This window comes from Arthrobacter sp. D5-1 (assembly GCF_017357425.1).
GTDB lineage: Bacteria > Actinomycetota > Actinomycetes > Actinomycetales > Micrococcaceae > Arthrobacter.
In genome coordinates, this window is the sequence record NZ_CP014571.1 from 2535559 (window position 1) to 2556459 (window position 20901).

Here is a 20901-nt window from a genome sequence, read left to right on the forward strand (position 1 = left end):
GAGGAGGCTTTTCGTTCGTCAGAACGTGACTGTCAAGGCCACCTTTACCGGCGATCCGGTGACCAACGATTCCTGGGCCGCGTCTGCCACCCGGGATGCTGCTACGGCATCTTCAGGCGTGCACGGGTTCTCCCGCTCCCCCAGAATCAACTCAACGAATGCCGCCATTTCGGTGCGGTATGCCGCCTCGAAGCGCTCGGCAAAGGTCTGGTGCGGAGTCCCCGCCGGGAAGTTGACACCCGGTTCAGCCGAAACCATGGCAGTCTTCGCGTCCAAGCCCACCATGACTGATTTGTTGGAACCCTGGATCTCCAGGCGGACGTCGTGGCCCGCCCCGTTGTAGCGGCTTGCCGAGACTGTTCCCATGGTGCCGTCGTCGAAGGTGACCACGGCAAGTGCCGTGTCCACATCGCCCACAGCACCAATGGCGGGATCACCGTTGTTGGAACCCTTGGCATACACCTCAACGATTTCCCGCCCCGTCAGCCAGCGGAGGATGTCGAAATCGTGAACCGAGCAGTCGCGGAACAGACCACCGGATGTCGCCAGGAACTCCACGGGCGGCGGGGTCATATCGCAGGTAACGGCACGCAACGAATGGATCCACCCCAGTTCTCCGGCCTGGTAGGCGCGTTGAGCTTCGAGGTAGCCCGCGTCGAACCGGCGTTGATGGCCGATTTGCACCACGCCGTTGTTGTCCCTGATGTAGTCCAGCACCGGAAGCGCATCAGCCACGTTCATTGCCACCGGCTTCTCACAGAAGACCGGAATGCCGGCGTCCACACCCGCCCGAATGAGCTCGGGGTGTGTCCCTGTTCCAGTGGCTATGACCAGGCCGTCCAGTCCGGACGCGACGAGCTCCGGGACAGTCGGCACAAATTCAGCGCCGAGGTCCGCCGCAACCGTCCTCGCGTGCTCAGATGCAACGTCAGTGAGGCGAAGTCGCACCTTGACACCTTTGTTACTGAGGTCCGCGTTCAAGGCAGTGATGTTGTTCGCGTGCATGACGCCGATGCGTCCCACGCCGACCAAGCCGAGAATGATGTCTTTCATGATGTTCCTTCCGGGAAAGTACTGCTACAAGATCGGATGGGCTGAGCCGTCATGTCGCCTTCGCCAGGGAACACGATTCCCACCTGGCGGCGGATCACGTCAGCAACTTCAAGTGTGCGAATGGAATCTGCGAGCATTCGTTGGCCCGCCTGCAGGCCACCCTCGGCAATGGTGCGGGCCACGGCTACAGCCTCGTAGTGCAGGCCTTCGAAATGTCCGCCTCGTGCTTCGTCGTAACGAAGCCGGTGACCCTCGGGGAATCTGACCTCGAACGCGCCCGGCATATTAAAGGGGCCTTCAATCACCAGAGTCGCCAGGGTACCCACAATCGTGGCTGCCGTGGGTGTGAAATTGTGCAGGTGGGTGTTCACGGTTGCCTGCGCACCGCCGTCGAACGACATGATGGCTGATAATTGGGCATTGACCCCTGTCTCGTGGGGCTGACCCAGTGAATGGAGCCGACGTGGACTGCCCAACACCTCCGTGACCAGTGCCAGAGGGTACGTCCCGAGGTCAAGAAGCGGGCCTCCGGCCAGTTCGGGATTAAAAATTGTCAATGGCCAGTTGTTTCTGCCCATGGACGGCCACTAAAAGTGCCCGCTGGTGGCCAGTAAAACTGCCCGGTGATGGCCAACAGATCTGCCCACTGATTGGTTCGGCGGGATTGGCCATCGTGGGGTTGATCAGTTCAGTCGGGTTACTCCTTTCCCGGCGAGGGCCTGGGTGAGGCGGACGGAATCGCCGCTGGTCTGACAGACGTGGGCGTGGTGCAGCAGCCGGTCAACGGTGGCGGTTGCGAGGGTTTTGGGCATGAGCTCGTCGAATCCGGCGGGGTGGAGGTTGGAGCTGATCGCGATGGACCGTTTTTCGTAGGCTGCGTCCACGACCCGGTAGAGACCTTCGGCGGCGTCCGTGGCCACCGGCAACAGGCCAATATCGTCAATGACCACGAGCTCCGCGCGGAGAATCCTGGCCACGGCCCGGGTGACGCTGTCGTCGGTTCGGTGGGCGCGGATCAGGACGCCGAGGTCTTCGAGCCTGAACCAGGCGACCCGCATTCCGGCTTCAACGGCCTGCTGGCCGAGGGCTTCGAGGAAGAACGTCTTCCCGGTCCCGGAGGGCCCGCAGACGACGAGGTTTTCCCTGCGGGTGATCCATTCCAGGGTCCGGAGGGCCTGCTGGGTCGGGGCAGGGATGGAGGACGCTGCAGGGTCCCACGCCTCGAAGGTCTTCCCGGTCGGGAAGCCTGCTGCTTTGCGGCGGGAAGCGAGCATGGACCGGGCCCGACCGGCGGCTTCCTCGGTGAAGAGTGCTTTGATGACCTCGGTTGGTTCCCACCGCTGGGCGCGGGCGGTCGCGATCAGGTCCGGTGCCAGTGCACGGGCGTGGGGCATTTTCAGGGACCGCATAAGGGCTTCCAGGTCCGCCGGCAACGGCGGAGCGGCGGTGTTGGCTGTGGTGACGGGGCTCATCGGGCCTCCTCCGGCGTGATTTTGGTCGTGGTGTTGGTTGTGGTGTTCAGGGTCGGGTTGCCGATCGCGGCCCACGCGCCGGTTCCCTGAGTCAGGGAGGTGGCTTCGTTGGCCGCGTGGGTGGTCGTGCGGCGGATGTTGGCGTTCAGGATCGAGGCGAGGTCCTGGTGCGCGAACCGGCCATGTAGTGCGGCGTCGCCCAGGGCCCGGTCGACCTGGTCGGTGCCGGCGATTTTGGCCAGCGTGACGGCTTCTGCCATTTTCACGTTGATCCGTGCGGTCCCGGCCGCGGCGGCCTCCATCAGCCAGGTCCTGGCGCCTTCGCCGATGGCCAGGAACGCTGCCTCGTCCGCGCTGCGGGCCCTGACCTCGTAATCGCCGGGGACCCTGGTCCGGGTTCCCGGGAAGTGTTCGTCGTTGATGGCGGGACTGCCGGGCCGGGCCCGATCATGGCGGGCGACTTCGACGGGCCCTGCAGTGCCGTGGTGGACGATGATGACCTGCTCGCCGGGCCCGGTCCCGTGGGTGCGGACGAACACCCGGGCTCCGAGCAGGTGGGCCGGGACGGAGTACTGGGCGTTTTCGAAGGTGACCATTGGGGTGTTCTCCGGAACCATGCGGGCGAGTCCGAAGGCGACCGTGTGGGCGGTGTCCGGGATACGGTGCAGCCGCGGGGCTTCCTCGGCGAGCATGGCTGCGGGTTTGCGCCGCGTCGTCCGGTGCTCACGGTGATTGACCTCGTCCATGAACGCCGTGCAGGCGGCCTCGAGCTCGGCGAAGGTGGCGTATTCGTCGCGGAGGTTGGTGTCTTTGGGCACGAGGTCGGCCTTGGCGAGCTTCACGGACGCTTCCACCCCGCCTTTGGTGGCCGGGTCCGCGGGCTGGCAGGTCAGCACGGTCACCCCGTAGTGCCGGGCGAAGTCCAGGGTCTGCTGGTTCCGCACCGGGACCCCGGCAACGTGGGAGGTGGTCACGGTCTTCTCGTTGTCCGTGAGGACATAGGTCGGTGCTCCGCCGAGGATCCGGAAGCACCGGTCCAGGGCCGCGAACACGCTCGGCGCCGTCCTGTCCTTGAGCGGGATCACGATGCGGAAGCGTGAGAACGCCAGCCACGCCACGAACAGGATCGTCTTCACCCCGCCGATCCGTGGCCCGTCGCCGAAGTCGTACTGCAACCACATCCCAGGTTCAGTGATCCACGGCCGATGGACGCGGGTGTGGCCCAGCCGCCACGCGTCCTTGACCTGCGCAATCGCCCGGCGGGTGGAGCGCTCCGAACCCGCATAGCCCAGAGCGAGGAGCTTCTCGTGGGCCTTGTCAGCGCGGATCCGGCCCTTGGAGGCTTCCACCCATTCTTCGATCTTGGGCAGGAACGGGTCGGTGACCCGGCCCCGTGCCGTCGGTTCCCCGATCGGCCGGCCTGCGTCCCGGGCGGTCACGTGTTTGGCAACAGTGTGGTGCGAGCAGCCCGTGAGCTCCGCAGTGGCGCGCAACGATCCGGTCAGGTCGTAGGCAGCAAGAATTTCCATGATTTCTCCGTCAGACTTCATACAGGGCCTCTTCCTGGTTCGCTTGGTGCGCTTAGACACCGTCATCAAACCCCAGGGAGAGGCTCCCACCGCTTAAGACGCGGTCGGTTCAGTAAGGAAGTGGGCAGATCTCATGGCCACCATCGGGCAGTTTTACTGGCCGTCAGTGGGCACTTTCGTGGCCGCCTATGGGCAGTTTTTCATGGCCGCTAACAAAAAATGCGGTGTGCGGGATCGAAGTGCTCACCATACTCGGCAACAACAGTGGTGATGGAACCCAGCGTTCCGGCCTCCAGGAGTTGCCTGATCACATCGAACTTCGGCAGGAAGAAGGTCCACATGGCTTCGGCGGCAAACACTCCCGCGGCCCCTGCCCGCGCAGCAATGTCCTTCGCTTCGCGGGCATTGAGCCCCAGGGGCTTTTCGATCAGTACATGCTTGCCGGCGTCGATCGCCAATACCGCTGACGCGTGATGCACGGTGTGGGGCGTACAGACGTAGACAATGTCCACGTCCGCAGCGGCGGCAAGTTCCTCATAGCTGCCATAGGCGGCTGGTATGTTGAATGCCTCCGCAAAGGCTTTTGACCGGCTTAGCGAACGGGATCCGACGGCGGTTATCACCTGCCCGGTATGCGCCTGGACAGATTCCGTGAACCGTTCGGCGATCCACCCCGGTCCCATGATGCCCCAGCGAAAGGCCGGAGCATCCCGGGATTCCGGGACACGGGACTGTGGCAGCAAAGCAGGCCTCATGAATAGCTGACTTTCGTAGAGGCACCGTCGTGGTGCAGTGACTGGATCATTGCCTGCGCAACGAGTGCTGCGTTGAGTCCTTCCTGCGCGCCGGCCAGCGGAGGCTTCCCTCCGTTGGCAAGTGCGGAGATCCAGGCCTGCAACTGGATCCGGTACGCATCGGCGAACCGGGGACGCCAGTCAGGCGGAATGGCCTGTTGCTTTGTTCCGTCCTGTTCCATACCGAGCAGGGAAGTATCCCGCAACGCCGTAGTTCCCAGCTCGGAGACCACCTCACAGCGTGTGGTGTAGCCGTACCGGGCATTGAGGTACAACTCCAAAGTAGTGAGTGTTCCATCCGCGGTACGAAGTGTCATGAACGACGGATCCTGAAGTCCGTCTCCTGCATTTCGGGTGCACTTTCCTGCCTGCCACGACACTTCTGCAATGGGCGAGTCCAAGAGCCAGGGAATGATATCCAGCTCGTGAATCGCTGAATTGGTAATAGCGGATTCCGAAGTGGTTCCGGGTGCTGCGGAAGCATTGCGACTGATGCAATGAACCATCAGGGGCTCCCCTTGCGACCTCTCCTGCACGGTTTTCCGGAGTGCCACGTAGCCAGGGTCAAAACGCCTCATGAAACCAAGGGAAAGAAGCGAGGTTCCCGTTGCGGCAACCATGTCGGCGTCGGCTGCCACCACTTCCAGGCTTTCCAAAAGCGTCGGTGCCAGCGGCTTCTCGCACAGCACCGGGGTCATCGCCTCGAAGCACTCCAAAACCAAGCCGGCGTGCGTGGCATCGTGTGAGGCAACCACCACGGCGTCCACCACGCTGGAATTGATCAGTTCTGACGGGTCCGTAGTGACGCGTGCGGAAGCCGGCGCCGCCGCGGCTGCGCGTTCGGCGTCGAGATCTGCCACAAAAGTGACTTCGGCTCCGCCGATGGTGGTGGAGAGGTTCCTGATGTGGTCCGCGCCCATGATTCCGGCGCCAATGACGCCTACACGGATCGGCATGGTGTTCCCTTCTGATGTATGACGTGAGTCCCGCCTGGATGGAGTGCACAGCGACGCGGGGTGCTCCGGAACAAGCTCCGGAACACCCCGCCTCCTGCTCGCGTCAGGCGTGTTTCGGGCCGCCCGCGTTGACAGTGTCGTCGACGTCGGCAACCTCGGCCTTGACCGCTTCGACCACATCGCCATGGCCCCCCAACTGCTCCAGCTCGTGGGCGAGTTCGGCAAGCTCTGCACCGCCGGCCATCTGGGCCGTCAGCTCGTCCAGGGTGATGTCCTTCTTGTCGTAGTAGCCAATTGATTTGCCGCGTTTGAGCAGCAGGAACCGATCACCCACTGGGAACGCGTGGTGCGGGTTGTGGGTAATGAAGATGACGCCGAGGCCGCGGTCGCGGGCTTGGAGGATGTAGCGGAGCACCACACCGGACTGTTTGACGCCCAACGCCGCCGTGGGTTCGTCCAGAATGAGGACTTTGGCGCCAAAGTACACGGCACGGGCAATCGCGACACACTGGCGTTCGCCGCCGGAAAGCTGCCCAATGGGCTGCTCCACATCGCGCAGGTCAATGCCCATCTCGGCCAGTTCCTTGAGCGTGATGGCCTTCATCTGTTCAACATCCATGCTCTTGAACGGTCCGAAGCCCTTGGTTAGCTCCGAGCCGAGGAAGAAGTTCCGCCAGATCGGCATCAACGGAACCACTGCAAGGTCTTGGTAAACAGTTGCGATACCCGCATCCAAGGCATCACGGGGGGAACCGAACTTGCGTTCCTCCCCCATGATGTTGAGCAGGCCTTCGTCGTGCTGGTGGAGGCCCGCGATGATTTTGATCAGCGTTGACTTGCCCGCGCCGTTATCGCCCAGCACACAGGTCACTCGGCCGTTGTCCACGGCCATGGTGACGTCACTCAGCGCGATGATGTTGCCGTAGTGTTTGCCCACTCCCTCAAGGGAGAGAAGGTGCACAGGTGTATGGGTCAGGGGGTCGCTTTCGTTCTTAAGCAGTGTTTCCTGGTCGATTGCTTTGGCATTCATTTCCTTGGCCCCTTACTTGAGTTCCGCGCGGCGCTTGACGATGAGGTTGACGATGGTGGCGAGCAACAGCATCAGGCCCAGGAAGAACTTGAACCAGTCCGGGTTCCACTGTGCGTACACAATTCCCTTGTTGGCCATGCCGAAGATAAACGCGCCGATGGCACCGCCCACCGCTGAGCCGTAGCCACCCGTCAGAAGGCACCCACCGATGACTGCGGCGATGATGTAGAGAAACTCATTGCCCACGCCTTCGCCGGACTGCACCGTGTCGAAAGCGAAGAGGTTGTGCATGCCCAGGATCCAACCGCAGAAGCCAACGCCCATGAACAACCCAATCTTGGTGGCCTTGACCGGAACACCAACAGCCCGGGCGGCATTCGCGTCGCCTCCAACTGCGAAGATCCAGTTCCCCACCCGGGTCCGCATGAGGACCCAGGTGGCGACGGCTACGAGGGCGATCCAGATGAACACGGTGATCTTTACGTCGATGCCCGCGATGTTCACCGACGAGGCAAAGACACCACGTGCGGAGTCAAATCCGTCCATGTTCGAGATGGACGGTGAGGAGACGGAGCCACCGATCAACCGGGTCAAACCCAAATTAAGGCCGGTCAGCATCAGGAACGTTGCGAGGGTGACGATGAAGCTGGGGAGCTTGGTCTTCATAAGGATCCACCCGTTGATGAACCCTATGGCCAGTGACACCAGCAAGGCCAGGATCACACCGACCCAGACATTGGTGCTGAAGTACCAGCTGAACATCGAGGCAGTCAGGGCCGACGAGATCACAGCGACGCCTGTGGAAAGGTCGAACTCTCCACCGATCATCAGAAGCGACACTCCAACGGCCATGATTCCGATGGTTGAGCTTCCGTACAGCACGGTGGCGAGGGCATTGGGCTGGGTGAACGTCGGGGAGACCAAAGCAAAGAAGATAAAAAGTACGATGGCACCGACGAGGGCACCCACCTCGGGCCGGCCGAGCATCTTCTGCAATGGGCTGCGGCGGGCGACCCGCTCATCAAGGGCGGGAGGAGTGAGCTTTTGAGTGATGGTCATGATAATTCTCCTTGTTGCCGGGCCGGCCGCTGGGCCGGCCCGGCCAGCTGGCTGTTAGCGGATACCCTGTTCAGCGAACTTCAGGACGTCGGCAGCGTTGGACTGATCAACGATGGCAGGTCCCGTGAGCACTGACTGCCCGCCGCCGACTTTGAAACCGCCACGCTTGTTCTGCCACAGCGCATCCACGGCCCCGTAACCCTGGAGCCACGGCTGCTGGTCCACAGTGAACAGGACGCTGCCATCGGCAACCTTTTGGGCGAGTTCCTTATTGAGATCGAAGCTCGCGACCTTTGCCGAACTCCCGGCCGTGCTGACTGATTTCAACAGTGTCAGGGTGATGGGCGCACCGAGGCCGATGATGACGTCGGCATCCTTGGAGGCCTGCAGTTTTGCAGTGGCCGTTGACTCCACCGATGTCATGTCAGCTCCATTGACGTAGAGGATCTCCGTCCCAGGGACTTTTGCCTTAACACCTGCGCACCGGGCTTCCAGTCCTACGTGCCCTTGCGCCTGGATGACGCATACCGGGTGCTTGTATCCGCCCTCTGCCAGGCGCGAACCCACTGCCTCACCGGCGAGCTTTTCATTTGAACCAAAGTGCGTAAACGCTCCAAGCTGCGCGGAGGCCGCCTCCCCCGCATTGAAGCTGACGATCGGAATGCCGGCGTCCGCTGCCTTCTTCAAGGCATCTTTTAATGCATCCGGGGTGGCAAGCGTTACGGCGATGCCGTCAACCTTCTGATCCACAGCCTGCTCAATGAGCTGCGCCTGCCGGCCGGCCTCCGGATCGGAGGTGTACAGGAGCTCCACATTGTCCTTCGCCGCGGCTTCCTCAGCACCTTTCCGTACGGTGTCCCAGAAGGTGTCACCCGCGGGTGCGTGGGCAATCAACGCAATCTTCATCCGCTCCGTGGTGGCCACCTGGCCTCCCCCACCGGCGGAGCCAGCCTCGGGAGCCCTCCCGCCGGTACTCGAACAAGCACTCAGAGCCACCATCGGCACAACTGCCGCAACCAGTGCTGCTTTGCGCCACGAAAAACCAGTCACCATAATCTCCTTTGATCCCAGGCCCGGGCCGCCACCTTGCAGCCTCCGGAGCACCGTCTACGTTTGATCATGGTGACTTGGCTCACGAATGTCAATAGTTTGTCCTGACATTAGTATGTTTGGACGTGGCCGCCGTTGGTTTTATTGCCTGCCCGCCGCGGGGACAGCGGTTGTTCCCCGGATAACCAAAGCTGGCTCGATCAACTTCCTGTGGGAACCCGCCGGGTTGCCTTGGATTCGATCCAGCAGCGCCCGCGCCACCGCCATGCCCACCATGTCGCTGCGGTTGTCAACGGACGTCAGCTCCAAAAAGCGCGACTTTGCCAGGGACGAATTGTCATAACCGACCAACGAAATATCCTCCGGCACCGTCAGGCCGCGGGACTTTATGGCGCCGAGGGCGCCCAGCGCCATGGTGTCATTGGCAGCGAAAATCGCTGTAATGCCGGGATGATGGTCTAAAAGCCAGCAAGCGGAGGCGTAGCCGTCCTCTTCCGAGGTACCTCCCTCCTCCCCCACAATCACCGGATCCATGCCGGCCTGGCGGGTACGCCACTGAAAACCATCCCTTCTGTGGGCAGCGGCGCCACCAGTTCCCGAAAGGTGTCCGATGCTGCGATGCCCAAGGCGCATCAGGTGGTCCGCGGCCATGGCGCCGCCACCATCGTCATCGTTGGTTATCAGGCTTACCTCCTCCGGCACGCCATGACGCCACCCAGCCACGACGGTGGGAACCTCGGCGCCGCCCAGCGCAGTGCCCCCAGGTTCCGCCGCAATGACCAAGCCATCAACGTGCATCGCCAGCAAGCCATCCGCGGCCTCCTTGATGCGGTTTTCACCCGGACGCGAGTCAGCGAGCATGACCTGGAAGCCCGGTTCCGTCAGGACGGATTCCATCCCGCGCAGCAGGTCAACAAACCATAGGTTGCGGTAGTCGTCGATGACGAGCCCGATACTTTTAGTCCGGTTGCTCGCGAGCGTGGTCGCCGCCCGACTGGGACGGTATCCCAGCTCCGCAATGGCATTCCGGACCGCCTCGCGGCGCTTGTCACTGACCCGATCAGGGTTCTGCAGGACCAGCGAAACGAGCGACGGCGAGACGCCGGCCGACTTTGCGACATCGTAAATGGTTGGTCGTCGAGCCTGGGGTATGCGTGGAGTCATGAGGCATATCCCCCACGGGCCTGGTCACGGCACAGGCAATGATTGACAGGACATATAGACATAGTTACGCTCAAAGTCAGCATACAAAATTGTAGCGCTACAAAATGCCGTTGAGCCTCCCGCCACGGCTGAATTTCAAAGGAGAAATCATGGCTGACAGCCTTGGTGTCGCGGTTATCGGCGCAGGTATGGCCGGTAAGGCCCACGCGGCGGCCTACCGGACAGCGTCTACCCTCTACAGCCCGGTGTTGCCGCAGATCCGATTGGTTTCCATAGGTGACGTCAACGCCGAATTTGGCTCACTTGCTGCCCGCCGCTTTGGCTACGAGCGCCATGACACCTCGTGGCAGGCCATCGCCGACGCAGACGATATTGACGTCGTCAGCGTGGTCATTGCCAACTCGCTCCATCGCGAGGTAGTTGAAGGCCTCCTGGCCGCCGGCAAGCACGTGCTGTGTGAGAAGCCCCTCAGCGATTCGTTGGAGGACGCTCGCGCCATGGCCGAAGCTGCGCGGGCTGCCGAGGGCCGCGGAAACCTGGCCCGAATCGGCTTCACCTTCCGCCGCACCCCGGGCATTGCCTATATCCGGGACCTCATTCAGAACGGTGTTCTTGGCAACGTCCTGCACTTCAGCGGCCGGTACTGGACCGACTACGGCTTCAGCCCCTCCGCCCCCATGAGCTGGCGCTATAAGGGCGGCCCCGGTTCCGGCGCGCTGGCCGACGTCGGAAGCCACCTGACCTATGTTTCCGAATTCCTCTGCGGCGACATCAAATCCATCAGCGGCGGCCGCCTGACCACCGCGATCGACAAGCGGCCCCTGCCGCTGAGCGCCGTCATGGGTCATGACCACGTTGCCGTCAGCGACACCTTCGAGGCCGTCGAGAACGACGACTATGCAGCCTTCAACGCAGAGTTCGCCAACGGCGCTGGCAGCTTCGAGGTCTCCCGCGTCGCCGCAGGACACGCCAACAGCCTCCAGTTTGAGGTCTTCTGCGAAAACGGCGCAGCAAAGTTCGACCAGCGCCGCCCCAGCGAAATCCAGCTGTTCCTCACCGACGGGTCCGGCAACGAGAATGGCTACCGCCAAGTCATCCTCGGCCCAGGCCACCCCTACATCACTGGCGGGCTGGCCATGGACGCTCCGGAGGTCGGCTTCGGCCAGAACGATGCGTTCGGTTACCAGGCCCGCGCGTTCCTTGAAGAAGTGGCAGGGCTCAGCGATGAAGCATCACTGCCCCGCTGCGCCACGTTCGAAGACGGCGTACGCAACATGGAACTTCTCGGCGCCGTTACCGAATCCGCCCTGAACAACGGAAAGAAGATCCAGCTATGAAGCTCGGCGTCTACAACGCGATTCTCCATGACCGTCCCCTGCCGGAGGCTTTGAAGGTCATTGCGGATCTGGGACTTACGGGAATTGAGATCAACACCGGCGGTTTCCTGCCTGCCGTGCACGTCCCAACTTTTGACGAGATCCTTCAAAGTGATGCCGCCCGGGACGATTACCTCGGAATTTTCGAGGGAACCGGGGTTTCCATTGCAGGATTGAACTGCAATGGCAACCCGCTGCACCCCAAGCGCGAAATCGGTGAGAAGCATTCCGAAGACATCCGCCGCTCGATCCGTTTGGCCGAACGCCTCGGACAGAACCGCGTGGTGACGATGTCCGGTCTGCCCGGCGGTGAGCCCGGAGCCACAACGGTCAACTGGGTGGTCAACGCTTGGAATTCCGCAGCACTGGATGTACTCGACTATCAGTGGGGCGTCGCCGCGGAATTCTGGAAGGAAACCGACCGCCTTGCTGCGGACCATGGGGTAAAAGTGGCCTTGGAACTGCACCCGCAGAACATCGTCTTCAACACCGCGGACGTCCACAAACTGATTGAGCTCACGGGCGCCACGCACGTCGGGGTCGAACTGGACGCTTCCCACCTGTTTTGGCAGCAGATGGACCCGGTCGCTGTAGTCCGCGAACTGGGGCCGCTGGTATTCCAGGCAGCCGCCAAGGATGTCCGCGTCAACACGGAGAATGCTGCACTCTACGGCGTACTGGACAACAGCTTCCGTCGGCTTTCCCCAGAGGAGAACCGCACCAACCTCGGCGGGGACGAATGGGCCAACGAATGGCCGAAAAATTCCGCGTGGGACTTCGTGGCCCTGGGCCGGGGACACGATACGGGGTTCTGGACAGAGTTCCTCCGCGCACTGCATGAGGTGGACCCTGAGATGCTGGTCAACATCGAGCATGAAGACGTCTCCCTCGGCCGGATCGAAGGATTGCAGGTGGCAGCCCAAGTTCTGCTGGACGCAGATTCGGCTCTTTCAGCTTCCTTGAAGCCTGCCCAAGGCTAGACGGCTTTGAACTGTCGGGCATGACATCCCGACCCTGAGGGGGACAGCGCCAACGCGCCGTCCCCCTCATCTTTTACCCTGGGACACCGACAGGAGGAAAGATATGCGCATTGGCATTGTCGGCTGCGGAACAGGGGGAAGCGGCAACTTCCATAACCGCCGCTGGGATGCGGACATCCTGACGCTCGCCACGGTGTTGGCATCAGGCGAGCCGGGTGAGTTATGGCGCGCGCAGGGCCAGCATGGGCTTGTCCCGTCCGCGCAGGGCCAGCATGGGCTTGTCCCGTCCGCGCAGGAAAACTACGCCGGCTTCCACACAGAGTTCCCAGGGGCAATCCGTGGCGAAGGCCCCCAACCAGTTCCGGCGTCAGAAGGGATCCATACCCTCGAAGTCCTGGACGCGGCCCGCCGCAGCGCGCTGGAGAATGTTGTGGTTGCACTCTGAAGAGGCCCTGCTCCAAGCGCAGAAAACGCCCGATGCCTGCCGGCGTCGGGCGTTTTCTGCATGGTTGTCATCAAGCACAGTCTCCGAGGAAAGCAATTCTGCCAGTCAGCCGCTTACTCCGGCTTCCTCTTTGAAAAGGTGCTCCAGTTCCTCAAGGGACTTGCCTTTGGTCTCCGGAACAGTGCGTTTCACCCACACAATGGCACACAACTGCAGCGCCACGAAGATAAAGAATGTCGCGGAGACTCCCATCAGCGAGACCAACTGCGGGAAGAAGAATCCGATCAGGAAGTTGATCATCCACAACACAAAGACGCAGATACCCATGCCGATGCCACGGACGTGCATGGGGAAGATCTCGGACATGGTCAGCCACGTCACGGTTCCAATACATCCCTGCATGGAAGCAAGGAATGTCACCATGAACAGCAACACCAAGTAGCCACGCAACGTACTTTCCGGCAAGGCAAGGGAGATAAGCGCAATGGCAGTCAGTGATGACGCCGTCCCCATCAACCCCACAATGAGCATGGGCTTCCGGCGCACCCGCGTCATCAAATACATGCCTACGATGACGGCTGCTACGGACGTCATGCCGTTGAGGACGTTGGCAATCAGGGCCCCTTGGTCCCCAAAACCGGATGAGGACAAGATGGTGGTCCCGTAATACATGATGGCATTGACGCCGCTGATCTGGTTGATGATGGCCATGCCAAGACCGACCACGAAGATCCTGCGTATCCAGGGGACGGCGAGATCCTTGAACGTGCCGAGCTTGGACTGATAGTCCTCCCTGGCCGCCTGGCGCACTTCGTCGAACTCAGCCCCGACATCCCCTGCACTCCTTGTCGAGCGCAGAACTTCCAGGACTTCGCCGAATCGACCGGCTGACGCCAGCCAGCGTGGGCTCTCCGGCAGGACGAGCATGCCGAACCATAGAATCACGGCGGGAAGCGTGGCAATCACCAGCATCCAGCGCCACACGTGCATCTCTTCAGGGAACAGGTTTCCCAGCACCGCGTTGGAAGTAAAGGCCAGGAACTGGCCGGTGACGATCATGAGCTCGTTCTGCGTGACGATCCTGCCGCGCTGGGCAGCCGGCGACATTTCGGCCAGATACACGGGAACGATGACCGATGCACCGCCGACGGCGAGACCCAGGACTGTACGGGCAAGGACCAGGAGCTCCGTGCTTGGCGCCAGCGAGCAACCCACGGTGGCAAAGGCGAAGACCAGGGCCAGGCCCATGATCGTCCTGCGCCTTCCAAACCGGTCAGACAACCGGCCCGCGCTGATCGCGCCAAATGCCGCGCCGAACAGCAGCGTTGAGGTGACAAGGCCCTCGGTCAGCGGTGTCAGGCCGAGGTCTTTCTGCATGAACGGCAAAGCACCATTGATCACGCCGGTGTCATAGCCGAACAGCAGTCCACCGAACGTGGAGAACAGCGCTACCTTGCGGAGGAATTTCTTTGGATCAGACGGCTTGCCGGTCTTCCCGGAAGTGGCGGGAGGGGCAGCTGTCCGACCAGTGTCGGTCTCGATGGAAGAAGACTTGGTCATGGTTTCCTTTCCTCGCTACCGCTCCTCAGTTTGTCCGGGCAACATAGTCCACCATTGTCTTGAGCTGGTAGCGGGAAACATCTTCCCCGTTCTCATCCTCGGCGAAGACCGAGGAGACCATTACGGTGTTCTCCTTGTCCAGGAACCCGATCTCCTTCAGACCGCCAAAGAACTCGTCCCAGTTCACGTCACCATCGCCGATCTTGAGGTGCTGGTGGACGCGGACGGCATTGCCGGGCGGGTTGGTGATGTAGCGGAGGCCGTGGGAGGCGTGGTGGTTCATGGTGTCGGAGACGTGCACCAAGCGAAGCTTGTCCCCCGCCGCCCGCATGATCTCCAACGGCTTGTTTCCCATGTGGAACGTGTGCGAGGCAACGTAAACCATCCCGATGTTCGGCGAGTTGACGCCCCGAATGACGCGCAGGGCTGCCAGCCCGTCTTCCACAAAGTCATCAGGGTGCGGATCGATGAGCACGTCCATGTCCTCGCGTTCAATGATCGGCAACAGCTCTTCCATGGAGCGGTAGAACGCGCGCTCGGATTCCTCGGCCCTCTCAGGACGGCCGCTGAACTCGGTGTTCATGGTCTGGACGCCCAAGTCAACCGCGATCTGGATGGCACGCTTCCAGTAGCGAACGGCTGCCTCCCGGGCATCCTCGTCCGGCCCCGACCAGCGAAGAACGGGCAGGACAGACGCGATTTCAACGCCGGAGTCCTTACACGCTGCTTTCAGCTTGGCCACCAGTTCGTCGTCTGCCTTGGGGTGGTTGAAGAATGGGATGAGGTCCGCGTGCGGTGTCATCTGCAGGTACTTGTAGCCAAGGTCTGCAGCTACCCGGGGAAACTCCAACAAGCTGTGGCTGTGGTGGAACGGCGTGGGATCAAGTGCGATTTTCATGGCCCATCCCCTACTTGTAAAGATCCGGTTTGGTGTTCAGCCGGACTTTGACCTTTTCGCCGGACTTCTGGGCTTCGACGCCTGCTTCGCAGCAAGCAGCGGTGGCATAACCGTCCCAGGCGGTTGGACCGCCGATGTCGCCGCGAAGGGCGGCGTCCACCCAAGCCTGCACCTCGACGTCGTACGCTGCTCCGAAACGGTCCTCGAAGCCGGGCGTGACGTTGCCGCCCCACTTGCCGGCGCTTTGAACGTAGGGGCCGTTGTCGCCACCGATGCTGACGATCCCGTCTTCGAAGGACGCCTGCGTGGCCACCTGGTAACCGAACTTTGCGTTGACATAGATTTCGACGTCGGCCAACACACCTGACTCCGTCTCCAGCAGTACGTGCTGGGGGTCATGCTGGCCGTTCGGTGCATTGCGTGTCGCCTTACCCATACGGACCTGCACGGAGGTGATTTCCTCACCGGTGAAGTAGCGGATCGCGTCGAACTCGTGGACCACGGAGTCGTTGATCAGCATCTCGTTGGTGAAGCCCTCGGGCGTACTCGGGTTGCGGTGCTGGTGGTGCAACATCAACAGCTCCCCCAATTCGTTGTTGCGAATGATCGCACCCAACGCCGAGTACTCGGCATCGAAGCGGCGCATGAAACCCACTTGGATACGTTTGTGGCCCAACGCCTGTTCAGCCTGGACAATCTTCCACGCACTTTCGGCGTCCGGCGTCAGGGGCTTCTCGCAGAGAATCGGGAAGTCTTTCTCCAAAGCCTTGTACAGGATTTCCTCGTGAAGGAAGCCGGGGGTCGCGATCAGGACGGCGTTCACGTCGCCGTTGTTCAGGGCCTCATCGGCGCTGGACAGCGCGACGGCGCCATTGATGCCCTCGACGGCGGCCTGCGCCCGGGCAAGGTCGACATCGACGACGGCGGCAACTTCAGCGCCGTGGATGCGGGTGCTGAGGCGCTTGATGTGGTCCGCACCCATGCGGCCCGCACCGATGACGGCAACGCGGAGAGTCTTGGTCACTGTATTTGTCCTTCGTGAAGTTCTTCTGGCTGGCTGTTGCTGGCAGTGTTACTGGACCCTGGTACGGGATCCGCAGGACAGCAGGTAATTGCGGGTTCGCTTGGCGATCGGCATGGGTATGTCGAAGGCTACCGGGTACATGTCCTGTTCCACGATGCCGAAGATCGGCCGGTTGAGTGCCTCGACGGCTTCGATGACGGCGCGCAAATCGGGGAGGCCGTTCGGCGGCTCGGTCATCACACCGGCCAGGTTGGCGGCTGCCCAGGTCATGTTCTTTTCGTTGACCTCGACGAGGACCTCAGGATTGATCTGCTTCAGATGCAGGTATCCAATGCGGTCAGGATAGTTCTTGATGAGTTCCAGGCTGGACGCGCCGCAGTACTCCGCGTGCCCAGTGTCCAGGCAGAGGTTCAGGTACCGCGGATCCGTGGCAGCAAGAAGGGTCTCGATGTCCTGCTGGGCTCCAACGTGGGAGTCGGCGTGGGAGTGGAACTGTTGATGCAGCCCGAAGTCCTCCAGGAGGACCTTGCCCATACGGTTGTGGCCTGCGAACAGGTCAGCCCATTGCTCATCTGTCAGTTCGCCGTTCTCCACAGCTTCGCCGGTGACGTCATCGCGCCACATCGCGGGGATGACCACGATGTGTTCACCGCCCAGGGCGGCCGTGAGTTCGGCCACCTTGCGGGCCGGTTCCCACGCCTGGTCGTACTGCGCCGCACCGCGGTGGAACGCCGTGAAGACCGTGCCCGCCGTGACTTTGAGGTCGCGCTGCTTCAGTTCCTCAGCCAGCCGGGTGGGGTCGTCGGGCAAATAGCCATACGGACCCAATTCAATCCACTTGTAGCCGGACTCCGCTACTTCATCCAGGAATCGCTCCCATGGCGTTTGCTGGGGGTCATCTGCGAACCATACGCCCCAGGAGTCGGGGGCGGTACCGATGATCAGCTTGTTCTCGACATCAGTCATGACGGCGTTGTCTTCCTTCGCGGCGGTGGGGGTGGGTTTAGTTGGAGGGGAAGTTGTACGAGGCGCCGGAGGCGTGGGTGGGTTCGGGCCAGCGTGAGGTGATGACTTTGCCGCGGGTGTAGAAGGAGACGCCCTCGGGGCCGTAGATGTGCTTGTCGCCGAAGAGGGAGTTCTTCCAGCCGCCGAAGGAGTGGTAGGCCACCGGGACGGGAAGGGGCACGTTGATGCCGACCATGCCTACGGTCACGGAGCGCTGGAACTTGCGGGCATGTGCACCCGAAGAGGTGAAGATCGCGGTCCCGTTGCCGTAGGGGTTGGAATTGATCAACGCGATGCCCTCTTCGAGGTCTGCGACGCGGACTACGACGAGGACGGGGCCGAAGATTTCCTCGGTGTAGGCGGTCATTTCGGTCTTGACGTGGTCGATCACGGTGGGACCCACCCAGAAACCGTCTTCGTGGCCGGGGACCACCAGATCGCGGCCGTCCACCACCATGGCAGCGCCGGCGGTTTCGGCTTCCGTGACGATCTTGACGATGCGTTCCTTGGACGCCGGGGTAATCACCGGGCCCATTTCGGCGTCGGGTTCGGTGCCGTTCTTGACCTTCACGGCCAGGGCGCGTTCTTCGACCTTCTTCACGATCAGGTCCGCGGCGTCCCCGACGGCAACGGCGACGGAGATGGCCATGCAGCGCTCCCCCGCGGAGCCGAAAGCGGCAGCAGCGAGGTGGTCTGCTGCGTTGTCCAGGTCGGCGTCGGGCATCACGATCGCGTGGTTCTTCGCGCCGCCCAGGGCCTGGACGCGTTTGCCGTGCTTGGTGGCGGTCTCGTGGACGTACTGGGCGATCGGAGTGGAGCCGACGAAGGAAATGCCATCCACGTCCGGGTGGGTCAGGAGGCCGTCCACGGTTTCCTTGCCGCCGTGCAGGACCTGGAACACGCCATCGGGCAGGCCGGCCTGCTTCCAGAGTTTGGCCAGCAGCATGGACGCTGACGGGTCACGCTCGGAGGGCTTAAGGATGAAGGCATTTCCGGTGGCGATGGCCATCGGGGCCATCCACAACGGCACCATGACGGGGAAGTTGAAAGGCGTAATACCTGCAACCACGCCCAAGGGTTCGCGGAAGGAGAAGACATCGATGCCGGTGGAGACCTGGTCCGAGTAGTCGCCCTTGAGCAGCTGCGGGATGCCACAGGCGAACTCGATGACTTCCAGGCCGCGGCCGATCTCGCCCTTCGCATCGGAGAGGACCTTGCCGTGCTCGGCGGTGATCAGCTCGGCAAGTTCGTCCACGTGGGCGGCGACGAGCTCGCGGAACTTGAACAACACCGCGGTGCGCTTGGCCAGGGAAATGTCGCCCCACGAATCCGCGGCCTTGCGGGCCGCGGCAACTGTGGTGTTCAGGTCAGCCTCGTTGGCCAGGCGCAGTTCAGCCGAAACCTGGCCGGTAGCCGGGTTGTAGACCGGCTGGGTGCGGTCCCCTTCGCCTGTGGTTTCAGCGCCGTTGATGAAGTGGTGAATGGTGGTCAGTGTGGTCGTCGTCGACATGTGCGGACTTCCTTGTAGTCTGTGGCTTTTAGGCGGGGCTGTGACTAGCCGAGCAGTTTGCGCTGGCGGTTCTTGTGGTCGGTGTACGTCTTGTAGGCCTGCTGGGTGGATTCGAGATCAGAGACCTGCGAGACCGGAACATCCCACCAGGACTCGGAGCTCGGGGCGTCCAGCAAAGGATCGGACTCGACGTGGATCACGATCGGCCCGGTTTCCGGGGCGGCCTTGGCTTCCTTGATGGCAGCGCCGAGGGCTTCGATGACGTTCTCCCCCGGTTCGATCCGGATGACCCTTGCGCCCAGCGATTCGGCGTTGGTGGCGAGGTCGATGGGAAGGTTCTCGCCGGCGTCGAAGCTGTGCTGTTCCTTGTCCAGGACGCGGTACTGCGTGCCGAAGCGCTGGGATCCGAGCGACTCGGAGAGGGAACCGATGGAGGCGTAGCCGTGGTTCTGGATGAGGACCACAATCAGTTTGATGCGTTCGGCGACGGCGGTGACCAGTTCGGTGTGCATCATCAGGTAGGAACCGTCCCCCACCATGACGACGACGTCGCGCTCAGGCCCGCCTGCTGCCGCTTCGGCCAGTGCGGCGCGCTTTACGCCCAAACCGCCGGGGATTTCGTAGCCCATGCAGGAGTACGCGTATTCCACGTGGTAGCCGAATGGATCCCGGACCCGCCACATCTTGTGCAGGTCCCCCGGCAGGGAACCGGCGGCGCAAATGACCACGTCCTGGTCATCCATGGCCTTGTTGGTGGCTCCGATGATCTCGTTCTGGGCAGGCAGCGGCGTGTAACGGGTCTCGAAAGCCTCATCTACGATCGCGTTCCAGCGTTTCTTTTCGGCAGCGACCTTCTGTTCCAGGTCGGCACCGACGCGGTAACCGCCCAGGGCCTGGTTGAGCTTCACCAGTGCCTTGCGTGCGTCAGCGACAATCGGCAGCGTGGTGCCGTGTTTGTACGCGTCGATCGGGGCGACGTTGATGTTCACGAACTTCACGTCCGGGTTCTGGAACGCCGTGCGGGACGCAGTGGTGAAGTCCTCGTAGCGTGTCCCGATGCCAATGATGAGGTCCGCTTCGGCAGCAAAGGCGTTGGCCGCCGTCGTACCGGTTGAACCGATGGCACCGAGGGAGGACGCGTGGTCCCACGGCAGGACGCCGACGCCGGCCTGGGTGTTCCCTACTGGAATGCCTGTCAGTTCGGCGAACCTGGCGAGTTCGTCGTTGGCGTAAGCGTAGAGGACGCCCCCGCCGGCAATGATCAGCGGGCGCTTGGCGGCGCGGATGGCCTCCACGGCGCGGCGGATGTCGTCATCCTCGGCCTCAGGACGGCGGATCCGCCATTCACGCGCGGCCAGGAACTCTTCCGGGACGTCGAAGGCCTCAGCCTGGACATCCTGCGGCAGCGAAATGGTCACCGCGCCGGTCTCCGCCGGGTCCGTCAGGACCCGCAGGCCATGGTGGAACGCGGAGAACAGCTGCTCCGGACGCGAAACGCGGTCGAAGAACTTCGACAACGGACGGAAAGCATCATTGACCGTGATGTCGTAGGCGTACGGGAGTTCCAGCTGCTGCAACACCGGGTCAGCCGCGCGGGTGGCGAAAGTGTCACTGGGCAGCAGCAGCACCGGCAGGCGGTTGGTGGTGGCCAACGCTGCACCGGTCAGCAAGTTCGAGGAACCCGGGCCAATGGAGGTGCTGATCGCGAATGTCTGCCGGCGACGGGTGTGCCGCGCGTAGCCAACAGCCTGATGTACCTGGGCCTGCTCATTCCGGCCTTGGTAGTACGGCATGATGGACGGGTCCGCGGCCTGGTACTGCTTCAACGCCTGGCCAACACCGGCAACGTTGCCGTGCCCGAAGATGCCGAACGTGCCCGGAATCAGCCGCTCGCGGTAGTCCACACCGTTGATGGAGTCCACGGTGTATTGCTTGGAAAGAAATTCGACCACGGCCTGCGCCACGGTCATCCGACGGGTTGCTGTACCCATTGCTA

19 protein-coding genes are annotated in these 20901 nt (G+C 62.3%); 3 read left to right on the top strand and 16 right to left on the bottom strand.

The features are described 5' to 3' along the window. Positions 1-18: 18 nt before the first annotated feature. From AYX22_RS11500 to AYX22_RS11545, 10 genes are all read right to left on the bottom strand, one after another. Positions 19-1053 (bottom strand): Gfo/Idh/MocA family oxidoreductase, encoded by a 1035-nt coding sequence (locus tag AYX22_RS11500; protein WP_207593603.1) that lies wholly within the window; start codon positions 1051-1053, stop codon positions 19-21. Next, positions 1050-1610 carry a hypothetical protein gene (locus AYX22_RS11505; RefSeq protein ID WP_242703311.1) on the bottom strand — a complete coding sequence of 187 codons (561 nt, stop codon included), beginning with the start codon at positions 1608-1610 and terminating at the stop codon, positions 1050-1052. Before AYX22_RS11505 ends, AYX22_RS11500 begins: the two co-directional genes overlap by 4 nt. Before the next feature lie 126 nt (positions 1611-1736). After that, on the bottom strand, positions 1737-2525 hold the full coding sequence (gene istB / locus AYX22_RS11510) for an IS21-like element helper ATPase IstB (protein WP_071416162.1): 789 nt from the start codon (positions 2523-2525) through the stop codon (positions 1737-1739). Further along, positions 2522-4075 carry an IS21 family transposase gene (gene istA, locus AYX22_RS11515; protein ID WP_071416161.1) on the bottom strand — a complete coding sequence of 518 codons (1554 nt, stop codon included), beginning with the start codon at positions 4073-4075 and terminating at the stop codon, positions 2522-2524. The genes istB and istA overlap by 4 nt, the downstream gene beginning before the upstream one ends. 188 nt (positions 4076-4263) lie before the next feature. Next, the gene (locus AYX22_RS11520; RefSeq protein WP_242703312.1) at positions 4264-4809 is read right to left on the bottom strand and encodes a Gfo/Idh/MocA family oxidoreductase; all 546 of its coding nucleotides are present in this window, start codon (positions 4807-4809) and stop codon (positions 4264-4266) included. After that, positions 4806-5804 carry a Gfo/Idh/MocA family oxidoreductase gene (locus tag AYX22_RS11525; protein ID WP_207593604.1) on the bottom strand — a complete coding sequence of 333 codons (999 nt, stop codon included), beginning with the start codon at positions 5802-5804 and terminating at the stop codon, positions 4806-4808. Before AYX22_RS11525 ends, AYX22_RS11520 begins: the two co-directional genes overlap by 4 nt. Before the next feature lie 103 nt (positions 5805-5907). Next, positions 5908-6834 carry an ATP-binding cassette domain-containing protein gene (locus AYX22_RS11530; protein WP_089595159.1) on the bottom strand — a complete coding sequence of 309 codons (927 nt, stop codon included), beginning with the start codon at positions 6832-6834 and terminating at the stop codon, positions 5908-5910. Between the two features lie 12 nt (positions 6835-6846). Next, on the bottom strand, positions 6847-7893 hold the full coding sequence (locus tag AYX22_RS11535) for an ABC transporter permease (RefSeq protein WP_207593605.1): 1047 nt from the start codon (positions 7891-7893) through the stop codon (positions 6847-6849). Positions 7894-7947: 54 nt separating this feature from the next. After that, positions 7948-8943, bottom strand: coding sequence for a substrate-binding domain-containing protein (locus tag AYX22_RS11540; RefSeq protein WP_207597561.1), 996 nt, complete (start codon positions 8941-8943; stop codon positions 7948-7950). 141 nt (positions 8944-9084) lie between these two features. Beyond that, positions 9085-10107: a LacI family DNA-binding transcriptional regulator gene (locus tag AYX22_RS11545; RefSeq protein ID WP_207593606.1), complete on the bottom strand. Its 1023-nt coding sequence runs from the start codon at positions 10105-10107 to the stop codon at positions 9085-9087. A 149-nt stretch (positions 10108-10256) separates the two neighbouring features. On the opposite strand from AYX22_RS11545, the gene AYX22_RS11550 reads away from it, so the two are divergent. The 3 genes from AYX22_RS11550 (at position 10257) to AYX22_RS24080 (ending at position 12908) form a co-directional block, all read left to right on the top strand. After that, positions 10257-11444 carry a Gfo/Idh/MocA family oxidoreductase gene (locus AYX22_RS11550; RefSeq protein ID WP_207593607.1) on the top strand — a complete coding sequence of 396 codons (1188 nt, stop codon included), beginning with the start codon at positions 10257-10259 and terminating at the stop codon, positions 11442-11444. After that, positions 11441-12463, top strand: a complete 1023-nt coding sequence (locus AYX22_RS11555) for a sugar phosphate isomerase/epimerase (RefSeq protein ID WP_207593608.1) — start codon at positions 11441-11443, stop codon at positions 12461-12463. Before AYX22_RS11550 ends, AYX22_RS11555 begins: the two co-directional genes overlap by 4 nt. A 103-nt stretch (positions 12464-12566) precedes the next feature. Further along, complete coding sequence (locus AYX22_RS24080) at positions 12567-12908, top strand: hypothetical protein (protein WP_242703313.1); 342 nt, start codon at positions 12567-12569, stop codon at positions 12906-12908. Between the two features lie 105 nt (positions 12909-13013). On the opposite strand, the gene AYX22_RS11565 is transcribed toward AYX22_RS24080, so the two are convergent. The 6 genes from AYX22_RS11565 to iolD are packed head-to-tail and all read right to left on the bottom strand — an operon-like array spanning position 13014 to position 20896. Then, positions 13014-14468 (bottom strand): sugar porter family MFS transporter, encoded by a 1455-nt coding sequence (locus AYX22_RS11565; RefSeq protein ID WP_242703314.1) that lies wholly within the window; start codon positions 14466-14468, stop codon positions 13014-13016. Positions 14469-14493: 25 nt separating this feature from the next. Next, a complete protein-coding gene (locus tag AYX22_RS11570; protein WP_207593609.1) occupies positions 14494-15366 on the bottom strand; it encodes a sugar phosphate isomerase/epimerase family protein in 873 nt (290 codons plus the stop codon). A 10-nt stretch (positions 15367-15376) separates the two neighbouring features. Continuing rightward, the gene (locus AYX22_RS11575; RefSeq protein ID WP_207593610.1) at positions 15377-16390 is read right to left on the bottom strand and encodes a Gfo/Idh/MocA family oxidoreductase; all 1014 of its coding nucleotides are present in this window, start codon (positions 16388-16390) and stop codon (positions 15377-15379) included. 48 nt (positions 16391-16438) lie between these two features. Further along, positions 16439-17356 carry a sugar phosphate isomerase/epimerase gene (locus tag AYX22_RS11580; RefSeq protein WP_207593611.1) on the bottom strand — a complete coding sequence of 306 codons (918 nt, stop codon included), beginning with the start codon at positions 17354-17356 and terminating at the stop codon, positions 16439-16441. Positions 17357-17393: 37 nt separating this feature from the next. After that, complete coding sequence (locus AYX22_RS11585) at positions 17394-18905, bottom strand: CoA-acylating methylmalonate-semialdehyde dehydrogenase (RefSeq protein ID WP_207593612.1); 1512 nt, start codon at positions 18903-18905, stop codon at positions 17394-17396. Between the two features lie 44 nt (positions 18906-18949). Continuing rightward, complete coding sequence (gene iolD, locus AYX22_RS11590) at positions 18950-20896, bottom strand: 3D-(3,5/4)-trihydroxycyclohexane-1,2-dione acylhydrolase (decyclizing) (protein ID WP_207593613.1); 1947 nt, start codon at positions 20894-20896, stop codon at positions 18950-18952. Positions 20897-20901: the final 5 nt, after the last annotated feature.